The 19,404-nt window shown below is 71.2% G+C and carries 14 protein-coding genes and 1 pseudogene; 7 read left to right on the top strand and 8 right to left on the bottom strand.

Features of this window, described 5'->3' with window-relative positions:
* Positions 1–34: 34 nt before the first annotated feature.
* From JAO81_RS23260 to JAO81_RS23235, 6 genes are all read right to left on the bottom strand, one after another.
* Positions 35–880: a siderophore-interacting protein gene (locus JAO81_RS23260; protein ID WP_307813579.1), complete on the bottom strand. Its 846-nt coding sequence runs from the start codon at positions 878–880 to the stop codon at positions 35–37.
* The gene (locus JAO81_RS23255; protein WP_199549852.1) at positions 877–1,920 is read right to left on the bottom strand and encodes an ABC transporter substrate-binding protein; all 1,044 of its coding nucleotides are present in this window, start codon (positions 1,918–1,920) and stop codon (positions 877–879) included. Before JAO81_RS23255 ends, JAO81_RS23260 begins: the two co-directional genes overlap by 4 nt.
* Before the next feature lie 204 nt (positions 1,921–2,124).
* A complete protein-coding gene (locus JAO81_RS23250) occupies positions 2,125–3,285 on the bottom strand; it encodes an acyl-CoA dehydrogenase family protein (RefSeq protein WP_199549851.1) in 1,161 nt (386 codons plus the stop codon).
* Positions 3,286–3,313: 28 nt separating this feature from the next.
* Positions 3,314–4,258, bottom strand: coding sequence for a hydroxymethylglutaryl-CoA lyase (locus tag JAO81_RS23245; RefSeq protein ID WP_199549850.1), 945 nt, complete (start codon positions 4,256–4,258; stop codon positions 3,314–3,316).
* Positions 4,255–6,246, bottom strand: a complete 1,992-nt coding sequence (locus JAO81_RS23240) for a biotin carboxylase N-terminal domain-containing protein (RefSeq protein ID WP_199549849.1) — start codon at positions 6,244–6,246, stop codon at positions 4,255–4,257. The genes JAO81_RS23245 and JAO81_RS23240 overlap by 4 nt, the downstream gene beginning before the upstream one ends.
* Positions 6,247–6,260: 14 nt before the next feature.
* Complete coding sequence (locus tag JAO81_RS23235) at positions 6,261–7,877, bottom strand: carboxyl transferase domain-containing protein (protein WP_199549886.1); 1,617 nt, start codon at positions 7,875–7,877, stop codon at positions 6,261–6,263.
* Positions 7,878–7,980: 103 nt separating this feature from the next.
* On the opposite strand from JAO81_RS23235, the gene JAO81_RS23230 reads away from it, so the two are divergent.
* The 4 genes from JAO81_RS23230 (at position 7,981) to JAO81_RS23215 (ending at position 11,904) form a co-directional block, all read left to right on the top strand.
* On the top strand, positions 7,981–8,571 hold the full coding sequence (locus JAO81_RS23230; protein WP_199549848.1) for a TetR/AcrR family transcriptional regulator: 591 nt from the start codon (positions 7,981–7,983) through the stop codon (positions 8,569–8,571).
* Positions 8,572–8,698: 127 nt separating this feature from the next.
* A complete protein-coding gene (locus JAO81_RS23225) occupies positions 8,699–9,856 on the top strand; it encodes an acyl-CoA dehydrogenase family protein (RefSeq protein ID WP_199549847.1) in 1,158 nt (385 codons plus the stop codon).
* Between the two features lie 26 nt (positions 9,857–9,882).
* Complete coding sequence (tesB, locus tag JAO81_RS23220; protein ID WP_199549846.1) at positions 9,883–10,755, top strand: acyl-CoA thioesterase II; 873 nt, start codon at positions 9,883–9,885, stop codon at positions 10,753–10,755.
* Between the two features lie 189 nt (positions 10,756–10,944).
* The gene (locus tag JAO81_RS23215; RefSeq protein ID WP_199549845.1) at positions 10,945–11,904 is read left to right on the top strand and encodes a cation diffusion facilitator family transporter; all 960 of its coding nucleotides are present in this window, start codon (positions 10,945–10,947) and stop codon (positions 11,902–11,904) included.
* 4 nt (positions 11,905–11,908) lie between these two features.
* Here the strand turns inward: JAO81_RS23215 and JAO81_RS23210 are convergent, their stop codons facing one another.
* Entirely contained in the window at positions 11,909–12,688 is a 780-nt protein-coding gene (locus JAO81_RS23210) for a phosphatase (RefSeq protein WP_165334411.1), read from the bottom strand.
* 174 nt (positions 12,689–12,862) lie between these two features.
* The gene (locus tag JAO81_RS23205; RefSeq protein ID WP_199549844.1) at positions 12,863–14,353 is read right to left on the bottom strand and encodes a PucR family transcriptional regulator; all 1,491 of its coding nucleotides are present in this window, start codon (positions 14,351–14,353) and stop codon (positions 12,863–12,865) included.
* 122 nt (positions 14,354–14,475) lie between these two features.
* On the opposite strand from JAO81_RS23205, the gene JAO81_RS23200 reads away from it, so the two are divergent.
* The 3 genes and pseudogenes from JAO81_RS23200 (at position 14,476) to JAO81_RS23190 (ending at position 19,058) form a co-directional block, all read left to right on the top strand.
* A complete protein-coding gene (locus JAO81_RS23200; RefSeq protein ID WP_199549843.1) occupies positions 14,476–15,963 on the top strand; it encodes a sodium:solute symporter in 1,488 nt (495 codons plus the stop codon).
* A 379-nt stretch (positions 15,964–16,342) separates the two neighbouring features.
* A complete protein-coding gene (speB, locus tag JAO81_RS23195; protein WP_199549842.1) occupies positions 16,343–17,347 on the top strand; it encodes an agmatinase in 1,005 nt (334 codons plus the stop codon).
* Positions 17,344–19,058, top strand: a pseudogene (locus tag JAO81_RS23190) (thiamine pyrophosphate-binding protein). The gene speB and the pseudogene JAO81_RS23190 overlap by 4 nt, the downstream one beginning before the upstream one ends.
* The last annotated feature ends 346 nt before the right edge of the window (positions 19,059–19,404 follow it).

The following is a 19,404-nucleotide window of genomic DNA, read 5'->3' as shown; positions in this document are numbered from 1 at the left end:
CCGTCTCCCGGGGCGCCGGAGTGAGGTGAGAGGCTCAGTCCTCTTCTGTTTCCGTGACGCCCGCGGCCGCCTCGTCGCGCAGCCGGTCCTCGCTGGCGCCCTGGCGCCAGTAGCCGGTGAAGCTCACCGAACGGCGGTCGTAGCCGCGGTCGTTGATGAGGTGGCGGCGGATCAGCTTCATCGCGCCCGCCTCGCCCGCGAGCCAGATGTACGGGGCTCCGTCGGGCAGATCGGCGGCTTCCCGGATCGCTTCGAGCGCGTTCGCGCCGTTCTCGCGCGCGAGCCAGGTCGCCTTGAGGTCGGCCGCCGTCTCCAGCGCCAACTCGTCGGCTGTGTACGGGACTTCGAAGAACGCCCGGACCGGAAGGCCGGCCGGCAGCGACTCCAGGATCGAGGACGCGGCCGGAAGGGCCGTCTCGTCCGCCCACAGCAGCACCCAGGGGGCCGGCTCCGGAAGCTTGAACCGCACGCCCGTGTTGTCGGCCTCCGCCGGACCGAGCACCTTCACGCGGTCGCCGGGCGCGGCCTTCTCGGCCCAGACGCAGGCGGGCCCGCCGTCGGTGTGCAGCGCGAAGTCGATGTCGACCTCGCCCGCCTCGGGGCGCTGGGCCCGCACCGTGTACGAGCGCATCACCGCGCGCTCGTCGTCGGGCATCGAGCGGTACGCCATGTACCAGGCGCCCGGCTCCTGTTCGGGCGGGAGCACCGGCTCGCTCTGGCCCGGCAGGGGCAGGAAGAGCGAGCAGGACTGGTCGCGGCCGCCGGAGTGGAGCCCGGTCAGGCCCGCGTCCTCTCCGTACCCGGTGAACGTGACCCGCGCCATGGACGGCGACAGGCGCTCGGTCCGTATGACCTCGAGGCCGAAGAGACGGAAGGTCACTTGGTGACCTTCTTCGCGTCCTCGATCGCCTTCGCCAGGTCGTCGAGGACCGGCGCGCACTTCGCGTACGAGTAGATCGGCTCGGTCACGCGCGGGATGATCTGACCGGCCTTGACCGCGGGGAGCTGCTTCCAGGTCGGCTTGGACTTGTCCAGGTCGGCCGGCTGCAGGGTGCCCGTGCGGTTGTCCATCATGATCACGTCGGCCTTGTACTTGTCGACGTTCTCCCAGCTGAGCTCCTCGAAGAAGCCCTGCGCGTTCACCTTCGGCTTCACGAACTTCACGCCGAGGCTCTCGAAGTACGCGGTGTCCGCGGCGGTTTCGGCGAGCGTGACGTAGAAGAGGTCGGCGGAGCCCGAACCGATCATGACCGTGATGTCCGGGTTGGCCTTGGCGGCCGAGCGCAGCCGGGCCGCGGCCTTCTCGAAGGCGGCCTTGGCGTCGGTGACCTTCTTGTCCTTGGCGTCGGCGCCGAGCGAGACGGCCAGGCCGAGCCGGCGGGCCAGGGCCTTGTCCATGGTGGTCTCGGCGGCCCACAGCGCGGCGGTCGGCACCTCGAGCTGGAGGATCTTCTTCTCGGCCGCGGTGCCGCTGATGTACCAGAGCTGGTCCTTGATCCACATGTCCGTGATCAGGAGGTCCGGGTTCAGCGAGGCGTACTTCTCGACACTGAACTTGTCGTACGCGTTGCCGATGATCTCGACCTTGCTGATGTCCATGTCGCCGGCCTGGACATCGGGCTTGCCGTCGCTCGTCTCGGTCGGGCCGAAGACGCCCTTGACCTGGATCCCGTAGTCGTGGAGCGCGGCGGCGGTGCCGGTGAAGGCCACGATGTTCGACGGCTTCTTGTCCGCCTTCAGCTCGGTGCCGCGGTCGTCCTTGAACGACCAGGGACCGGAGTCGGCAGCCTGCTCCGAACCGCTGTCCTTCTTCGATCCCTTGTCGTCACCGCAGGCGACGAGCAGCGCGCCGAGACCGGCGGCGCCGCCGGCGGCGAGGAGGTCGCGTCGGGAGAGCTGGGGCATACGGGGCTTGGACATGGTGGATCTGCCTTCTCGGGACGGGCGGTGAGCGGACCGCGGAGGAGCCGTCGATCTTCGGCCTTAGGCTAACCTAACCTAAGGTCCGCTCCCGCCTGCCGAGGGGTGTTGTCAGTGGGCGCCGATAGCCTTCAAGGGGCTCGGCCCCCGGGAGGGCGGGGTCTGTCCCGGTACCCCGCCGGACTCAGCTCACGGCGCCTCAGCTCACAACCCCAGCTCCCGCGCGATCAGCATCCGCTGCACCTCGCTCGTGCCCTCGCCGATCTCCAGGATCTTGGAGTCGCGCCACATCCGGGCCACCGGGAACTCGTTCATGAACCCGTACCCGCCGTGGATCTGCGTGGCCTCACGGGCGTTGTCGACGGCGATCGTCGACGAGTAGAGCTTGGCGAGCGCGGCTTCCTTCTTGAAGGACTCCCCGTGCACGAGACGGGAGGCCGCGTCCCGCCAGGCGAGGCGGGCCGTGTGGGCCTTCATCTCCATGTCGGCCAGCTTGAACTGGATGGCCTGGTTGGCACCGATCGGCTTGCCGAACGCGTGCCGCTCCTTCGCGTACTTCACCGACTCGTCCACACAGCCCTGCGCGAGCCCGGTCGCGAGCGCCGAGATCGCGATCCGGCCCTCGTCGAGGATCCGCAGGAACTGGGCGTAACCGCGGCCGAGTTCACCGAGCAGATTGGCGCGCGGCACGCGCACGTCGGCGAAGGAGAGCTCGCGGGTGTCCGAGGCGTTCCAGCCGACCTTCGAGTACGGGGCGGCGACCGTGAAGCCGGGGGTGCCGGACGGGACGATGATGGAGCTGATCTGCGGCTTCCCGGACTCGCTGCGACCCGTGACCGCAGTGACCGTGACCAGGCCGGTGATGTCCGTACCGGAGTTGGTGATGAAGCACTTGGTGCCGTTGATCACCCATTCGTCGGTGGCCTCGTCGAGTACGGCCGTCGTGCGCGTACCGCCCGCGTCCGAGCCGGCGCCCGGCTCGGTCAGGCCGAACGCGCCGAGCATCTCGCCGCTGCACAGCTTCGGCAGCCACTGCCGCTTCTGCTCATCGGTCCCGTACAGATGGAGCGGCATCGCGCCGAGCGAGACCCCGGCCTCCAGGGTGATCGCGACCGAGGAGTCGACACGGGCCAGTTCCTCGAGCGCGATCCCGAGCGCCAGATAATCGCCGCCCATCCCGCCGTACTCCTCGGGGAAGGGCAGTCCGAAAAGGCCCATACGGCCCATCTCGCGGACGATCTCGTACGGGAACTCGTGCCGCTCGTAGAAGTCGCCGATCTTCGGCGCGACGACATCGTGCGCGAACGCCTCGACGGTACGGCGGAGTTCTTCGTGTTCGGCGGAGAGCCGGTGGTCCAGGGTCATCCCTGATCACTCCAGGTGAGAGACGGGCTCAGTCCTTGTGGGAGAGCGCGCGGACGGTGCGGGAGGGGCTGGGACGGCCCAGCTGTTCGGCCAGCCACACGCTTGTGGCGGTGAGCGCGGCCAGGTCGACCCCGGTCTCGATGCCGAGGCCGTCGAGCATCCACACGAGATCCTCGGTGGCGAGATTGCCGGTGGCGCTCTTCGCGTACGGGCAGCCGCCGAGGCCGCCCGCGGACGCGTCCACCGTGGTGACGCCGTGCTGGAGCGAGGCGAGGGTGTTGGAGAGCGCCTGGCCGTACGTGTCGTGGAAGTGCACGCCGAGGGCGCCGGTCGGCACGCCCGCCTCGTTGAGCGCGGCGAGCAGCGCCTGTACGTGACCGGGGGTGGCGACGCCGATGGTGTCGCCGAGACTCAGCTCGTCGCAGCCGAGGTCGAGCAACGCCTTGGCCACACCGACGACTTGGCGGACCGGGACGGCGCCCTCCCATGGGTCGCCGAAGCACATCGACAGATAGCCGCGGACGTGCACCTTGTCGTCATCGGAGGCCTTCGCGCGGGCGATCACCGGCTCGAACATCGCGAGGGACTCGGCGACCGACCGGTTGAGGTTGCGCTGCGAGAAGGTCTCGGTCGCCGAACCGAAGACGGCGATACGGCGGGCGCCGAGCTCAAGGGCGCGGTCGAGGCCCCGCTCGTTGGGCACGAGGACCGGGAGGTCGACGCCCTCGATCCCGCTGATCTGCGGGAACAGGGCCTCCGCGTCGGCCAGTTGGGGCACCCACTTGGGGTGCACGAAGCTGGTCGCCTCGATGGTGGTGAGGCCGGCGGCGGCCATGCGGCGGATGAACTCCGCCTTGATATCGGTCGGTACGGTCGCCTTCTCGTTCTGCAGTCCGTCGCGCGCTCCGACCTCGTGGATGCGGACGCGGGACGGGAGCCCCTGGGCCGGGACGACCATGGGCAGGTCCGTCATGACTGCTCCTCCGCGTGCGGGGTGACCACGGCGAGGATCTGGTCCATCGCGACGGTCGTACCGGGCGTGACGTCGAGTTCGGTGACGGTGCCGGCGTGCGGGGCGGCGATGACGTGCTCCATCTTCATCGCCTCGACCACGAGCAGCGACTGCCCGGCCGCCACCTCGTCACCGACGGCCGCCTTGACCACGGTCACGGTGCCGGGCATGGGGGCGGCGAGGGTGTCGGCGCCGACGTGGGCGGCTCCGGTGAGGGAGGCCTCCACCGGGTCGTACGACTGGACGTGCCAGGCGTCGCCGTCGCGTCCGAGCCAGTCGCCGGCGCAGGTGAACGTGTGGGTGAGGCCGTCGAGTTCGAGGGTGATCCGGTCCTCGGTGCGCTCGAGCAGGCGGCCGCGTACGGGCCGGGACACCGGGTCCTGGCCCGGCACCTTCAGGTGGTGGGTGACCTCGGCCGGTGTGCCGCCCATGCGCCAGCCGCTGGGCACGTCGAACGGGTCGGTCCAGCCGGTCGAGGCGGGCTCCAGTGAGGCCTGCCGCAGCAGCGCCGCCGCCTCGTACACCTCGTCCGGTACGGACGCGTCGACGAGGCCGTCGACCTCCCGCTCGACCAGGCCCGTGTCCAGCTCGCCGGACACCACGTCCGGGTGGGCGAGGAGCCTGCGCAGGAACCCGGCGTTGGTCTGCACGCCCAGCGTGACCGTCTCGGCCAGCGCGCCCCTCAGCTTGCGCAGGGCGCTCGCGCGGTCCGGGCCGTACGCGATGACCTTGGACAGCATCGGGTCGTAGAGGCTGCCGACCTCCGTGCCCTCGCTCAGCCCGGAGTCGGTGCGCACGCCGTCACCGGACGGCTCGTGCAGCGCGAGTACCGCGCCGCCGGAGGGGAGGAAGCCGCGGGCCGGGTCCTCGGCGCAGATGCGAGCCTCCACCGCGTGCCCGGTGAGGGTGATGTCGTCCTGGGCGAACGGGAGTCGCTCGCCCGAAGCGACCCTGACCTGCCACTCCACCAGGTCGACCCCGGTGATCAGCTCGGTGACGGGGTGCTCGACCTGGAGGCGGGTGTTCATCTCCATGAAGTAGTACGAGGACGGGTCGCCGCCCGGCACGATGAACTCCACCGTGCCCGCGCCCGAGTAGCCGCAGGAGCGCGCCGCCTGCACGGCCGCCGCGCCCATCGCGGCCCGGATCTCCTCGTCGAGCAGGACGCTGGGCGCCTCCTCGATGACCTTCTGGTGGCGGCGCTGCAGTGAGCACTCGCGCTCGCCGAGGTGGACCACATTGCCGTGGCCGTCGGCGAGCACCTGGATCTCGATGTGCCGGGGCCGGTCGACCCACCGCTCGACGAGCAGGGTGTCGTCACCGAAGGAGGCCCGTGCCTCGCGCCGGGCCGCGGCGATCTCGTCGTCCAGGACCGCGAGATCCCGTACGAGCCGCATGCCCTTGCCGCCACCGCCCGCGGACGGCTTGAGGAGGACCGGGGCGCCGATCTCCCTTGCGGCGTCCGCGAGTTGGGCATCGGTGAGCCCGCTGCCGGAGGAGCCGGGCACGACCGGAACCCCGGCCGCCTGCACCGTCTCCTTGGCGCGGTTCTTGCCGCCCGTGAGGCCGCCCGCGGGGCCCGGCGGTCGGATAAAACCCAGCCCGGCGCCCCCGCAGGCCTGCGCGAAGCCCGCGTTCTCGGCGAGGAAGCCGTAACCGGGGTGCACCGCCTGGGCGCCGGTGCGCCGGGCCGCCTCGATCAGGGCGTCCACGCGCAGATACGCCCGCCCGTCGCCCGACCCCCGCCCCTCAACGAGGCGCTGCGCGCCGCCCCTTCCTTCCGCGGGCGGCGGACCGATCCGTACCGCCGTATCGGCCTCCCGTACGTGACGGGCCTCGGCGTCGGCGTCGCTGTAGACGGCGACCGAGCGGATCCCGAGGGCGCGCAGGGTGCGGATCACGCGTACGGCGATCTCGCCGCGGTTCGCGATGAGCACTGTGTCAAACATCGTCATCTCACCCATCACATCCGGAAGACGCCGAACTCGGGGTCACCGAGCGGCGCATGGGCGCAAGCGGTCAGGGCCAGACCCAGGACCTGGCGGGTCTCGAGCGGGTCGATCACACCGTCGTCCCAGAGGCGGGCCGTCGCGTAGTAAGCATTCCCCTGGGATTCGTACTGCTCGCGGATCGGCGCCTTGAACGTGTCCTCGTCCTCGGCCGACCACTCCTGCCCGCGGCCCTCCAACTGGTCGCGTTTGACGGTCGCGAGCACCGAGGCGGCCTGCTCGCCGCCCATCACGGAGATCTTCGCGTTGGGCCACATCCACATGAAGCGGGGCGAATAGGCCCGGCCGCACATCGAGTAGTTGCCCGCGCCGTACGAACCGCCGACGACGACGGTCAGCTTCGGCACCCGCGTACAGGCGACGGCCGTGACCATCTTGGCGCCGTGCTTGGCGATACCGCCGGCCTCGTAGTCGCGGCCGACCATGAAGCCGGAGATGTTCTGCAGGAAGAGCAGCGGGATGCCGCGCTGGTCGCACAGCTCGATGAAGTGCGCGCCCTTCTGGGCGGATTCGGAGAACAGGATCCCGTTGTTCGCGACGATCCCGACCGGGTGGCCGTGGATGCGCGCGAAGCCGGTCACGAGCGTCGTGCCGAACTCGGACTTGAACTCCTGGAAACGCGAGCCGTCGACGATCCGCGCGATCACTTCCCGTACGTCATAAGGCGTACGCGAATCGACGGGGACCGCGCCATAGAGCCCGTACGGATCGACCTTCGGTTCCTCGGCGGGCTCCACGTTCCAGGGGAACGGGCCGGGTTCGGGCAGCGTGGCGACGATGTTGCGGACGATGCGCAGGGCGTGCGGGTCGTCCTCGGCGAGGTGGTCGGTGACACCGGACGTACGGGAGTGCACCTCGCCGCCGCCCAGCTCCTCGGCCGTCACGACCTCGCCGGTCGCGGCCTTCACCAGCGGGGGGCCGCCGAGGAAGATCGTGCCCTGGTCGCGCACGATCACGGCCTCGTCGCTCATCGCGGGCACGTACGCGCCGCCCGCGGTGCACGAGCCCATGACCGCGGCGATCTGCGGGATGCCGGCGCCGGACATCCGGGCCTGGTTGTAGAAGATCCGCCCGAAGTGCTCGCGGTCGGGGAAGACCTCGTCCTGCATGGGCAGGAAGGCGCCGCCGGAGTCGACCAGGTACACGCAGGGCAGGCGGTTCTCCAGGGCCACGGCCTGCGCGCGCAGATGCTTCTTGACGGTCATCGGGTAGTACGTGCCGCCCTTGACGGTCGCGTCATTGGCGACGACCACGCAGGTGCGGCCGCTGACCCGGCCGATCCCGGCGATCACCCCGGCGGCCGGTGCGTCCCCGCCGTACAGACCGTCGGCGGCGAGCGGGGCCAGCTCGAGGAAGGGCGAGCCCGGGTCGAGCAGACCGTCGACGCGGTCGCGCGGCAGAAGCTTGCCGCGGGCGACATGACGGGCGCGGGCCTTCTCGCCGCCGCCCAGGCGGGCCGCGGCCAGCTTGGACCGCAGCTCATCGACGAGGGCGCGGTGCGCCGCCTCGTTCGACCGCCAGGCCTCGGACGCCGGATCGGCGCCGCTGCCCAGTACGGGTGCCTGCTGCATCGTGGTGAGCCCCCTTGCTCTTTCCATGAGCTGCTCGGTTAATGAGCGTTAACCCATTTCCGCCAGGTTAACGAGCGCTAACCGCGCTGTCTACAATGACTTCATGAGTACGACGACCGCGGGTGCGACCCGCCGCGAGCAGATCCTCAAGGAGGCTGCGCGGCTCTTCGCGGAGCGCGGGTTCCACGGGGTCGGTGTCGATGAGATAGGGGCCGCGGTCGGCATCAGCGGACCGGGCCTTTACCGGCACTTCGCGGGCAAGGACGCGATGCTCGCCGAGCTGCTCGTCGGCATCAGCGAGCAGCTCCTCACCGGCGGCAAGCGGCGCGTGGCCGAGGTGGAGGGCACCCCCGCCGAGCTGCTCGACTCGCTCATCGAGGGCCATATCGACTTCGCACTCGACGACCGCCCGCTGATCACCCTTCACGACCGCGAGCTGGACCGCCTGCGGGACAGCGACCGCAAGCTGGTGCGCCAGCTGCAGCGCCAGTACGTGGAGCTCTGGGTCGACGTCGTACGGAAGGTCTATCCGTCCCTGTCCGAGGCGGACGCGCGGGCGTCCGTGCACGCCGTCTTCGGGCTGCTGAACTCGACGCCGCACCTGAGCCGCCCGGGCGCGCTGCCGGGGCGTGCGGCGATGGCGGGGCTGTTGCACCGGATGGCGCTGGGGGCGTTCGCCTCGGCGGCTGCGTAAGGGGTTTCTGCGCGAGGGTGGCGTGACCCACATCTCTGGACGCACAGACCAACTGGCCGGTAACCTGAGCAAGCGCTTAGCCATGCGCACTGTGCTGTCGTAGCCGCAGACGATCAGGAGGCCCCACGTGCGCCGCACCGTATTCACCGAGGACCACGAAGCGTTCCGCGAGACCATCCGCGCGTTCATCGAGAACGAGGTCGTCCCGGTCTACGACGAGTGGTACACGGCGGGGCAGGCCCCCCGCGACTTCTACTACAAGCTCGGTGAGCTGGGCGTCTTCGGGATCCGCGTCCCGGAGGAGTACGGCGGCGCCGGCATCGAGTCGCACAAGTACGAGGCCGTGATGTACGAGGAGACCGCCCGCGCCGGCGTCTCCTTCGGCGGCTCCGGGGTCCACGTGCTCCTCGGCCTTCCGTACATCGAGATGCTCGCCACCGACGAGCAGAAGAAGCGCTACCTGCCGAAGTTCGTCTCCGGCGAGGAGATGTGGGCGCTCGCGATGACCGAGCCGGGCACCGGCTCCGACGTCGCCGGCATGAAGACCACCGCGAAGCTCAACGAGGCCGGTACGCACTACGTCCTCAACGGCGCCAAGACCTTCATCACCGGCGGTGTGCACGCCGACCGCGTGATCGTCTGCGCCCGTACCTCCGCCCCGCGCGAGGACGACCGCCGCTTCGGCATCTCGCTGTTCGCCGTGGACACCAAGTCCGCGGGCTACTCGATCGGCCGCAAGCTCGACAAGCTGGGCCTGAAGACCTCCGACACCGCCGAGCTGGCGTTCGTCGACGTCGAGGTCCCCGTCGACGACCTCCTCGGCGAGGAGAACAAGGGCTTCTCCTACCTCGGCAAGAACCTCGCGAGCGAGCGCTGGGGCATCGCCTTCGGCGCGTACGCGCAGGCCAAGGCCGCCGTGCGGTTCGCCAAGGAGTACGTGCAGGAGCGCACCGTCTTCGGCAAGACCGTCGCGTCCTTCCAGAACACCAAGTTCGAACTGGCCGCCTGCCAGGCCGAGGTGGACGCCGCCGAGGCCGTGGTCGACCGCGCGCTCGAGGCTCTGGACCAGGGCGAGCTGACCGCCGCCGAGGCCGCATCCGCGAAGCTGTTCGCCACCGAGGTCGCGCACCGCGTGATCGACCGCTGCCTCCAGCTGCACGGCGGCTACGGCTTCATGAACGAGTACCCGATCGCCCGCCTGTACGCGGACAACCGCGTCAACCGGATCTACGGCGGCACCAGCGAGGTCATGAAGACGATCATCGCGAAGGACATGGGTCTCTAGGACACCAGGACTCCCGGGACACCGTCTTGAACGACGAACTGCAGGGCCTGCTCGATCTGCTCGACCTGGAGCGGATCGAGCAGGACTATTTCCGCGGCCAGTCACGCTCCGCACTGGTGCCCAGGGTCTTCGGCGGGCAGGTCGCCGCCCAGGCCCTGGTCGCCGCGGGCCGCACCGTGCCCGAAGGGCGTGACGCGCACTCGCTGCACGCGTACTTCCTGCGCACGGGCGACCCGGGCGCGCCCATCGTGTACGAGGTCGACCGCATCCGCGACGGCCGCTCCTTCACCACGCGCCGGGTCGTCGCGGTCCAGCACGGAAAGCCGATCTTCCACCTCTCGGCCTCCTTCCAGGCGTACGAGGAAGGCCTGGAGCACCAGGCCGCGATGCCTGCCTCGCCCGACCCGGAGACGCTGCCGACCGCGGCCGAGATGCTGCCGCGGTACGCGCACAACTTCCGTGACCCGCGCATCGTGGACCGCATGATCAAGGAGCGCGGGGCGGTCGATCTGCGCTACGTGCAGGCCCCTCCGTACGGGACCGTGGGCGAGCCGCGCGAGCCGCGCTCACAGGTCTGGTTCCGCGCGAACGGCAAGCTCGGCGACGACCCGCTGCTCCACGTCTGCCTCGCCACGTACGTATCGGACATGACGCTGCTCGACTCGGTGCTGCTCGCGCACGGCCGCGGCGGCTGGACCGTCGGCGATGTGGTCGGGGCCTCCCTGGACCACGCGATGTGGTTCCACCGCCCGTTCCGCGCGGACGAATGGCTGCTCTACGACCAGGAGTCACCGTCGGCCTCCGGCGGACGTGGGCTCGGGCAGGCGCGGATCTATACGCAGGACGGGCGGCTGGCGATCTCGGTGATCCAGGAGGGTGTGGTGCGGGTTCCGCGCTGAGCACCCAGCCCCGCCGGCGTTTGAGGCGATCTTTCAGCCCCTCCGGCGTTTGAGGAGATCCGAACGAAGTTCGGATGAAGGGGTCCGGGGCGAAGCCCCAGTTTCGGGAAGGGGCGGGGCGGGGAGAAAATCCCGCCCGAACGCGACGCCAACCGCGCACATCACACGTACCGGACATACCGTCACCGCATGAGCGACCTCGAAGCCCCGGAGCAGCCGGAACACTCCGAGTCCGTGGGGACGGTCATCGTCGCCGTCCTCACCAACCTCGGGATCGCCGTGGCCAAGGCCGTCGGCGGGATCATCAGTGGTTCCAGCGCGATGCTCTCCGAGGCCGCGCACTCGCTGGCCGACACCGTCACCGAGGTGATGCTGCTCGTCTCGCTCAAGAGCAGCGAGAAACCGGCCGACGAGGAGCATCCGCTCGGCTACGGCGGCCGGCGCTACGTCTGGGCGCTGCTCGCGGCCGTCGCGACCTTCGTCGGCGGCGGGGTCTTCGCCGTGTACGACGGGATCCACACGCTCACGCACGGCGAGGAGCCGGGCAATCCGACGATCTCGTACCTCATCCTGGCGGTCGCCTTCCTCTTGGAGGGCTACTCGCTGCTGGTCGCCTGGCGCCAGGTGAAGGGCGAGGCGGCCCGTTTCCACACCCGCATCGCGCGCTATGTGCGCGAGACACCGGACACGGCGGTCAAGGCGGTGCTCCTGGAGAACGTCGCCGCCCTGATCGGCCTCGCGCTCGCGGCCGGCGGCCTGCTCGGCGGCCAGCTCACCGGCTCCGGCGTCTACGACGGCGTGGCGTCGATCCTGATCGGCGTACTCCTGGTGTGGGTGGCCTGGGAGCTGGGCCGCAGCAACGCCGAGCACCTGATCGGGCGTTCGCTGCCGCCGGAGATGCGGGCCGAGGTGCGGGCCGAACTCCTCGACGTACCGCATGTGATGGAGGTCGTCGACCTGGTGACGCTCGTGCAGGGCCCCAACGAGGTCCTGATCGCGGCCAAGGCCGACTTCCGCGATGTGTCCACGGCGGCGGATGTGGAGTGGGCCTGCGAGGAGGCGGAACGGCGGCTGCGGGCCCGGTTCCCGGCGGTGCGGCGGGTGTTCATCGATCCGACACCGCCAGTGCGGGCCACGGACCCCGCGTGAGGCTCTATTCGAGACCCGCCGCGTCCAGCAGGAACGCCGTCATCGGCTCGTAGAACCGCGGATCCAGTACGTGGTCGTCGAGCGGCACCGTCACCTGGACGATGCCCTCGGCCTCGCCGAGGAACAGGGCCGGGTCATTGCAGTCCGCGTAACCGACCGAGTCGATCCCGCGCTGGCCGGCCCGTCCCGCCCAGCCGTGGTCGGCGACCACGAGGTCGGGCAGCGGGCTCCCCTCGTGCTCGAGCGCGTCGAGGATCGCGTTCATCGGCTCGGGGGAGTGGGTGTGCCAGATGCTGGCGCCCCGCTCGAACACCGCGATGTCGGCGAACTGGAAGACATACCCCTCGTCGGCCACGAGCCCGCCGGGGATGCGCACGATCTCGCAGCCCGCGCGGCGCATCGCCTCGGCGGTCGCCCGGTGCACATCGAGCAGCGAGCCGGGGTGACCGGTCGCGAAAAGGACCCGCTCCTGGGCGTCGGCGGCCTTCCGCAGCCGCGCCGCCATCCGCTCCAGGCCCGCGACGGTCAGCTCGGGGTCGATGGTGTCCTGGCCATGGCGGTGCGCGGGATCGTCGATCACTCCGCAGCGCTCGGCCATCACGGCGAGCACGTCCTGCTCGTCCGTCCAGCGGTCGCCGAGGTCGATTCCCAGCCAGTAGTGGCGGTCGCCGTTGGAGAGCTTGCGGTAATGGCTCAGGTTGTTCTCGCGGGGTGTGGCGACATCACCGGCGATACGCGTACGGACGAGATGGTCGACGAGGGCTTCGCGGCTGGGTATCGGCATGGGTTCATTGTGCCTTCAGGGCGGTGGGAGCGGCTCGGCGTCCCGGTCGGTGGACGGCACATGTGTTCCTCAGGGCCCCACCCGCACCATTCGCTGCCCCAGCGGCACCGCTCAGGGCTCCACCGGCACCGCTCAGGGCCTCACCCGCACCACTCAGGGACCCACCCGCACCGCTCAGGGACCCACCCGCAACGCGAACCACAGCTCCATACGGACATCCGGATCGTCCAAGTCCGTGTCCAGGAGCGCCGCGCAGCGGGCCACGCGCTGGCGGACCGTATTGCGGTGGACGCCCTGGGCGGTGGCCGTGCGGTCCCAACTGCCGTGCAGGGAGAGCCAGGTGCGCAGGGTCTCGGTGAGGGCTTCGCCGTTCGGAGCCTGGTGCAGCGGGGCGAGCAAGGTGCGGGCGTGGGCCTCGGCCTGCGCCGGCGGGACGAGCTCCTTGAGCCCCGCCCGTACGCCATGCCGTACGAAGGGGGAGCGGGTGGCTTCCGCGCGGCCCAGCGCGCGCAGGGCCTGGACGTCCGCGGTGGCCAGCTCGGCGGGGGCGACGGGCGCACCGGCCCCGAGAGTCCAGCCGGGCTGAGCCGTGGGCTCGGCGTTCGCGGTGAGGACCACCCGTACACCGTCGCGGTCGCTGTCGAAGAGCGCGCTGCCCAGCGCGGCCGCCAACGCGCCCGGATCCGCGGTGCCTTCGGCGGGGCGTCCGCGGACGACGGTCCAGGGCGCCGGGCCGAGGAGCGGGGCGACGTCGTCGGGCCGGGCGCCGAGCAGCAGCCGGACGAGCGCGCCGCTGCGGCGGGTCTCGGCCGCGCCCTGGTGCTCGGCGGTGAGCAGGGAGAGGAGTACGGCCGCGGCGCCCGCGATGGTGTGGTCGCCGGGCTCGCGGGCCGAGGTGACGACGCCGAGGGCGAGTCCGGGGGCTCCGGCCAGGGCGTACGCGGCGAGGTGGGCGTCCGGGGCCACGGTGTCGGTGGCCGAGGCGGGGCGCGCCGCGCCCGGGCCGACGACCTGGGCGAGGTGGTCGAGCGCGGCGCGGACCGGGGCGTGGGGTGTGCGCCCCGCCGAGCGTTCCGGGGACGCGCCCAGGAGTACCGCGTATCCGCCCAGCCTGCGCGCCAGTTGGCGCAGCACGGAGGGCACCGGGTCGGGGCGGGCGGCCGCGGCGGCGAGGGCCTGCTGGGCCTCGGCGACCCGGCGCAGCTCGGCATGGCGGGCCTGCGCCATCAGCTGCCAGACCGCCCGCGCGACCGTCGTGAACGGGGTCTTCGGGGCGACTTCGAGCAGCGGAAGCCCATAGCGGTCGCAGGCCTCGATCAGCGGCTGCGGCACCCGGTCGTGCACCGGCGCGATCCCGAACCCGAGCGCCGCGCCGCCGGCCTGCACGATCCGGGCGGCGTACGTGTCGTAGTGCGCCGCGTCGGAGGGGTCGGGGCAGTGCACGCCCGCGGACAGGAGCAGCTCGCCGCCGAGGAGATACGGATAGGGGTCGGCCATCTCGCTGGTGTGCACCCAGTGCACGGCGGTCTCGGGGTCGACGGGCCCGGCCACCTGGCGCAGGCCCAGATCGGTGCGGGCGAGGAGGGCGTTCAGGGGGATGGGCGGGGTGGGTGGGGCGGCCGGTGCCGCTTCGGGGGGCGCGGGGTCCGGTTTGCCTTCCGGCATGGTGGGCGATCCCTCCATCCGGGGGCTCGTGAATGGATGAAACGTACACTTCACGGCCCTGTGCGGGCCACCTAGTGTCAACCCACGAACCCGCCCCCAGGCGCATCGGAGGATGGCACGTCATGGCTGTCGATTACGCAGTGATCGTCGTCTATCTCGCCGGCATGCTCGCCATGGGCTGGTGGGGGATGCGCCGGGCCCGCAACAAGAGCGAGTTCCTGGTCGCGGGACGCCGGCTCGGACCGTGGATGTACTCCGGCACCATGGCCGCGATCGTCCTCGGCGGCGCCTCGACGATCGGCGGTGTCGGGCTCGGCTACCAGTACGGCCTCTCGGGCGCCTGGATGGTGTTCACCATCGGCCTCGGACTGCTCGCGCTCAGCGTCTTCTTCTCGGCGCGGATCGCGCGCCTGAAGGTCTACACCGTCTCCGAGATGCTCGATCTGCGGTACGGCGGCCGCGCCGGCATCATCTCGGGCCTGGTGATGTGGGCGTACACGCTGATGCTCGCGGTCACGTCGACCATCGCGTACGCCACGATCTTCGACGTCCTCTTCGACCTGAACCGCACGATGTCGATCATCCTCGGCGGCTCGATCGTGGTCGTGTACTCGACGCTCGGCGGCATGTGGTCGATCACGCTCACCGACATGGTGCAGTTCGTGGTCAAGACGATCGGGGTGCTGCTTCTGCTCCTGCCGATCGCCGTCGTGAAGGCGGGCGGCTTCGGCGAGATGCAGGAGTCCCTGCCGACCTCGTACTTCGACCCGCTCGGCATCGGCGGCGAGACGATCTTCACGTACGTCCTGATCTATACGTTCGGCATGCTGATCGGGCAGGACATCTGGCAGCGGGTGTTCACCGCGCGCAGCGACACCACGGCCAAGTGGGGCGGGACCGTGGCCGGTACGTACTGCCTGGCGTACGCGGTGGCCGGAGCTTTGATCGGTACGGCGGCCAAGGTGCTCTTCCCGAAGCTCGGCTCGGCCGACGACGCCTTCGCGACGATCGTCAAGGAGGAACTCCCGGTCGGGGTGCGCGGCTTGGTGCTCGCCGCCGCGCTGGCGGCCGTGATGTCCACGTCGTCCGGTGCGCTGATCGCGTCGGCGACCGTGGCGAACAACGACATCTGGTCGCGGATACGCGGGGTCGCGGGTGCGGCCGGCAGTGAGCGCGACGAGGTGCGGGGCAACCGGATCTTCATCCTCATCATGGGCGTCGCCGTGATCGTGATCGCGATCCAGCTGGACAGCGTCCTGGAAGGCCTGACCGTCGCGTACGACCTGCTCGTCGGCGGGCTGCTGGTGCCGATCCTCGGCGGACTGCTGTGGAAGCGCGGCACGGTGCACGGGGCGCTGGCCGCGGTCGGTGTCGGCGGTGCGACCGTGATCTTCCTGATGTGGAAGTACGGGATCCTCGCGAACGAGCCGGTCTATTACGGGCTCCTCGCCTCCCTCGCCGCCTATGTCGCCGTCTCCCTGGCCACCCGGCCCACCGACGAGGCCGTGCTCGCGAACTGGCGGGAGCGGCTGGCGGGGCGGGGTGGGGACGAGGAGCCGGCCGAGGCTGTGACGACCGGGGCCGGGACGACGGGCCGGCCGAGGCTGTGACGCCGAGGCGGGACGACGGGCCGGCCGAGGCTGTGATGGCCGGGGCGACTGGTCGGCCGAGGCTGTGACGGCCGGGACGTAACCCATGCTGACCTGGGCCTTAGGCCCTTTCCCCAGCCGGGTCCGGCGGCGAACTCCCCCCTCTGCCGCTGGGCCCGGCCCCCCTTGTGGGTGACCGAGTTGTCCACAGCCCCTCGGTTGTCCACAGGCTGATCTTCGCGGTGCCGACCTGAGCGACACTTGATTCGGCGAGAGCCGCATCGCCGCGAGACGCGCAGGACCCGTACGGACGGTGAGAGCCGAAGGACCCGTACGGACTGCGCGAGCCGTAGGACCCGTACGACCCGTTCCACCCGCACGACCTTGAAGGAGCTCGACGATGAGCAGCAGCGAGACCCCCGGCACCCCGTCCGCCACCCCGCGCGGACCCGTGGATTCCTCCCGGATCCCGCGGTACGCGGGCCCGGCCACCTTTGCGCGGCTGCCCCGCCTCGACGAGGTCGGCAGGACCGACGTCGCCGTCGCCGGCGTGCCCTTCGACAGCGGGGCCTCCTACCGCCCGGGCGCGCGCTTCGGCGGCAATGCCATCCGCGAGGCCTCGCGGCTGCTCCGCCCCTACAACCCGGCGCAGGACGCCTCCCCGTTCGCGCTCGCGCAGGTCGCGGACGCGGGCGACATAGCGGCCAACCCGTTCAACATCAACGAGGCGGTCGAGACCGTAGAGGCCGCCGCCGACGAACTGCTCGGCACGGGCGCCCGGTTGATGACCCTCGGCGGCGACCACACCATCGCCCTGCCGCTCCTTCGTTCCGTCGCCAAGAAGCACGGGCCGGTCGCGCTGCTGCACTTCGACGCGCACCTGGACACGTGGGACACCTACTTCGGCGCGGAGTACACGCACGGCACCCCGTTCCGGCGCGCGGTCGAGGAGGGCATCCTCGACACCTCGGCCCTGTCGCACGTCGGCATCCGCGGGCCGCTGTACGGCAAGCAGGACCTGACCGACGACGAGAAGATGGGCTTCGGCATCGTCACCTCCGCGGACGTCTACCGGCGCGGCGCGGACGAGGTCGCGGACCAGCTGCGCCAGCGCATCGGCGACCGTCCGCTGTACATCTCGATCGACATCGACTGCCTGGACCCGGCGCACGCGCCCGGCACGGGCACGCCCGAAGCGGGCGGCATGACCTCGCGCGAGCTCCTGGAGATCCTGCGCGGACTGTCCTCCTGCAACCTGGTCTCGGCGGACGTGGTCGAGGTGGCGCCCGCGTACGACCACGCGGAGATCACCGCGGTGGCCGCATCGCACACGGCGTACGAGCTGACGACGATCATGAGCCGGCAGATCGCGGAGGCACGTCGCGCCGCGGAGGGCGCCCAGTGACTCACGACCACGACATCGAGCTGCGGCCGACGCCGGCCCAGGTGGCGGCGGCGCTGAACCCGCCGGCCGGGCGCAATGGCGGTGACCTCGTCATCGAGACCCTGCAGGGCCTCGGTGCGACCACGGTCTTCGGGCTGCCCGGCCAGCACGCGCTCGGCATGTTCGACGCGCTGCGCCGCTCCGACCTGCGCTATGTGGGCCTGCGGGTGGAGAACAACGCGGGCTTCGCGGCCGATGCCTATGGCCGGGTCACGGGCGAGGCGGCTCCGCTGCTCCTGTCCCCCGGACCGGGCGCGCTGACCTCGCCCGCCGCGCCCCAGGAGGCGGCCGCGGCCTCCGCGCCCGTCCCCGCGATCTCCAGCCAGATCCCGACGGCGGGACTCGGCGGCGGACGCCACGGCTATCTGCACGAACTCCGCGACCAGCAGGCCTCGTTCCGCGACATCGTGAAGTCCGTGCACACGGTCCGTACGCAGTCGCAGATCCCCTCGGCGATCGCGGCGGCCTGGGAGTCGGCGCTCTCCGCCCCGCACGGTCCGGTATGGGTGGAGATCCCGCAGGACGTGCTGCTCGCGGAGACCGCGCTGCCGCAGGTCACGCCGGTCGACGCGTTCCCGCACGGCCTCCTGCCGCGCCCCGAACTGACCGCGGTGGCCGCCGACCTGCTGGCGAACGCGGCGCGTCCCGCGATCATCGCGGGCGGCGGAGTGGTCCGCTCGGACGCCTCGGGCAAGCTGCGCGCGCTCGCCGAGCAGCTGAACGCCCCGGTGGTCACCACCTTCGGCGGCAAGGGCGCCTTCCCCTGGGAGCACCCCCTCTCCCTGCAGTCCTGGCTGGAGGACCGGCACACCACCGACTTCCTCGAGGACGCGGATGTCCTCCTTGTGGTCGGCTCGGGCCTGGGCGAACTCTCCTCGAACTACCACACGTTCAAGCCCCGCGGCCGGGTCATCCAGATCGAGGCGGACGCGGGCAAGCTGGAGTCCAACCTCCCGGCGCTCGGCATCCACGCGGACGCCCGTATCGCCCTGACCGCCCTGCTCGAAACCCTCGACGGCCCGCGCGAGGACGCATCGGCGGCCTCTCGCGTACGGGAGGTCCTCGCCCGTGTACGGGAGCGGATCGACGCGCAGGGCCTGGACAAGGAGCAGCGGCTGCTCGCCTCGATCCGGTCCGCCCTCCCCGATGCGTCGCCCAGCTTCTGGGACATGACGATCCTGGCGTACTGGGCCTGGTCGGCCTTCGACGCCCGCCGCCCCAACACGATGCACTCGGCCCACGCCCCACCACCGTCCCCCGGGCCGGGGGTGGGGGCGGTCGGGCCTCGCCCTACCGGGCGGCGCCGGGTCCGGCGGCGCCCGACCCGTCGAAGCCGGTGCTCGCGGTCTCCGGCGACGGCGGCGCGATGTACTCGATCGCCGAGCTGGCCACGGCGAAGCAGTACGGCCTCCCCGTCACCTGGCTGATCGTCGACGACGGCGGCTACGGGATCCTGCGCGAGTACATGACGGACGCGTTCGGCGAGGCCACGGGCACCGAGCTGTCCCGCCCGGATTTCGTGGCGCTCGCGGAGTCGTTCGGGGTGCCGGCGGTGCGGACCTCGCCGGCTTCGCTGGAGGAGGACCTGGCCAAGGCGCTCGCGGAACCCGGGCCGTCGGTCGTGGTGCTCCCGGCGGTGGTCAGGTTGTTCGCGGCCACGCATCTGGGGTGAGGCGCGGGCTGAAGGCGTGACGGGCCGAGGATCCCCGGTTCGGGCCGAGGGACCTGGGTTCGCGCCGAGGATCCCCGGTTCGGGCCGAGGGACCTGGGCTCGGGCTGAGGATCCCCGGTTCGGGCCGAGGGACCTGGGCTCGGGCTGAGGATCCCCGGTTCGGGCCGAGAGGCCTGGGCTCGGGCTGAGGATCCCCGGCTCGGGCCGAGAGGCCTGGGTTCGGGCCGAGGACCCCGGTTCGAGCCGAGAGGCCTGGGCTCGCGCCGAGGGCCCCCGGGTCGGGCCGAGGGTCCCCGGCTCGCGCCCAGGGCCCTCGGCCCGGCCCGTCAGCCCATGGGGCGGGCCA

Source organism: Streptomyces sp. N35 (genome assembly GCF_016464295.1).
In the GTDB taxonomy this organism is placed as follows: domain Bacteria; phylum Actinomycetota; class Actinomycetes; order Streptomycetales; family Streptomycetaceae; genus Streptomyces.
This window is presented reverse-complemented; position numbering and strand designations above follow the sequence as displayed.

What these genes read in the sequence shown, in the direction of transcription:
- JAO81_RS23255 (WP_199549852.1), bottom strand. Translation starts at nt 1,920, where the DNA reads ATGTCCAAGCCCCGTATGCCCCAGCTCTCCCGACGCGACCTCCTCGCC.
- JAO81_RS23235 (WP_199549886.1), bottom strand. Translation starts at nt 7,877, where the DNA reads ATGCAGCAGGCACCCGTACTGGGCAGCGGCGCCGATCCGGCGTCCGAG.
- JAO81_RS23230 (WP_199549848.1), top strand. Translation starts at nt 7,981, where the DNA reads ATGAGTACGACGACCGCGGGTGCGACCCGCCGCGAGCAGATCCTCAAG.
- JAO81_RS23210 (WP_165334411.1), bottom strand. Translation starts at nt 12,688, where the DNA reads ATGCCGATACCCAGCCGCGAAGCCCTCGTCGACCATCTCGTCCGTACG.
- speB (WP_199549842.1), top strand. Translation starts at nt 16,343, where the DNA reads ATGAGCAGCAGCGAGACCCCCGGCACCCCGTCCGCCACCCCGCGCGGA.
- JAO81_RS23215 (WP_199549845.1), top strand. Translation starts at nt 10,945, where the DNA reads ATGAGCGACCTCGAAGCCCCGGAGCAGCCGGAACACTCCGAGTCCGTG.
- JAO81_RS23200 (WP_199549843.1), top strand. Translation starts at nt 14,476, where the DNA reads ATGGCTGTCGATTACGCAGTGATCGTCGTCTATCTCGCCGGCATGCTC.
- JAO81_RS23250 (WP_199549851.1), bottom strand. Translation starts at nt 3,285, where the DNA reads ATGACCCTGGACCACCGGCTCTCCGCCGAACACGAAGAACTCCGCCGT.
- JAO81_RS23240 (WP_199549849.1), bottom strand. Translation starts at nt 6,246, where the DNA reads ATGTTTGACACAGTGCTCATCGCGAACCGCGGCGAGATCGCCGTACGC.
- JAO81_RS23205 (WP_199549844.1), bottom strand. Translation starts at nt 14,353, where the DNA reads ATGCCGGAAGGCAAACCGGACCCCGCGCCCCCCGAAGCGGCACCGGCC.
- JAO81_RS23245 (WP_199549850.1), bottom strand. Translation starts at nt 4,258, where the DNA reads ATGACGGACCTGCCCATGGTCGTCCCGGCCCAGGGGCTCCCGTCCCGC.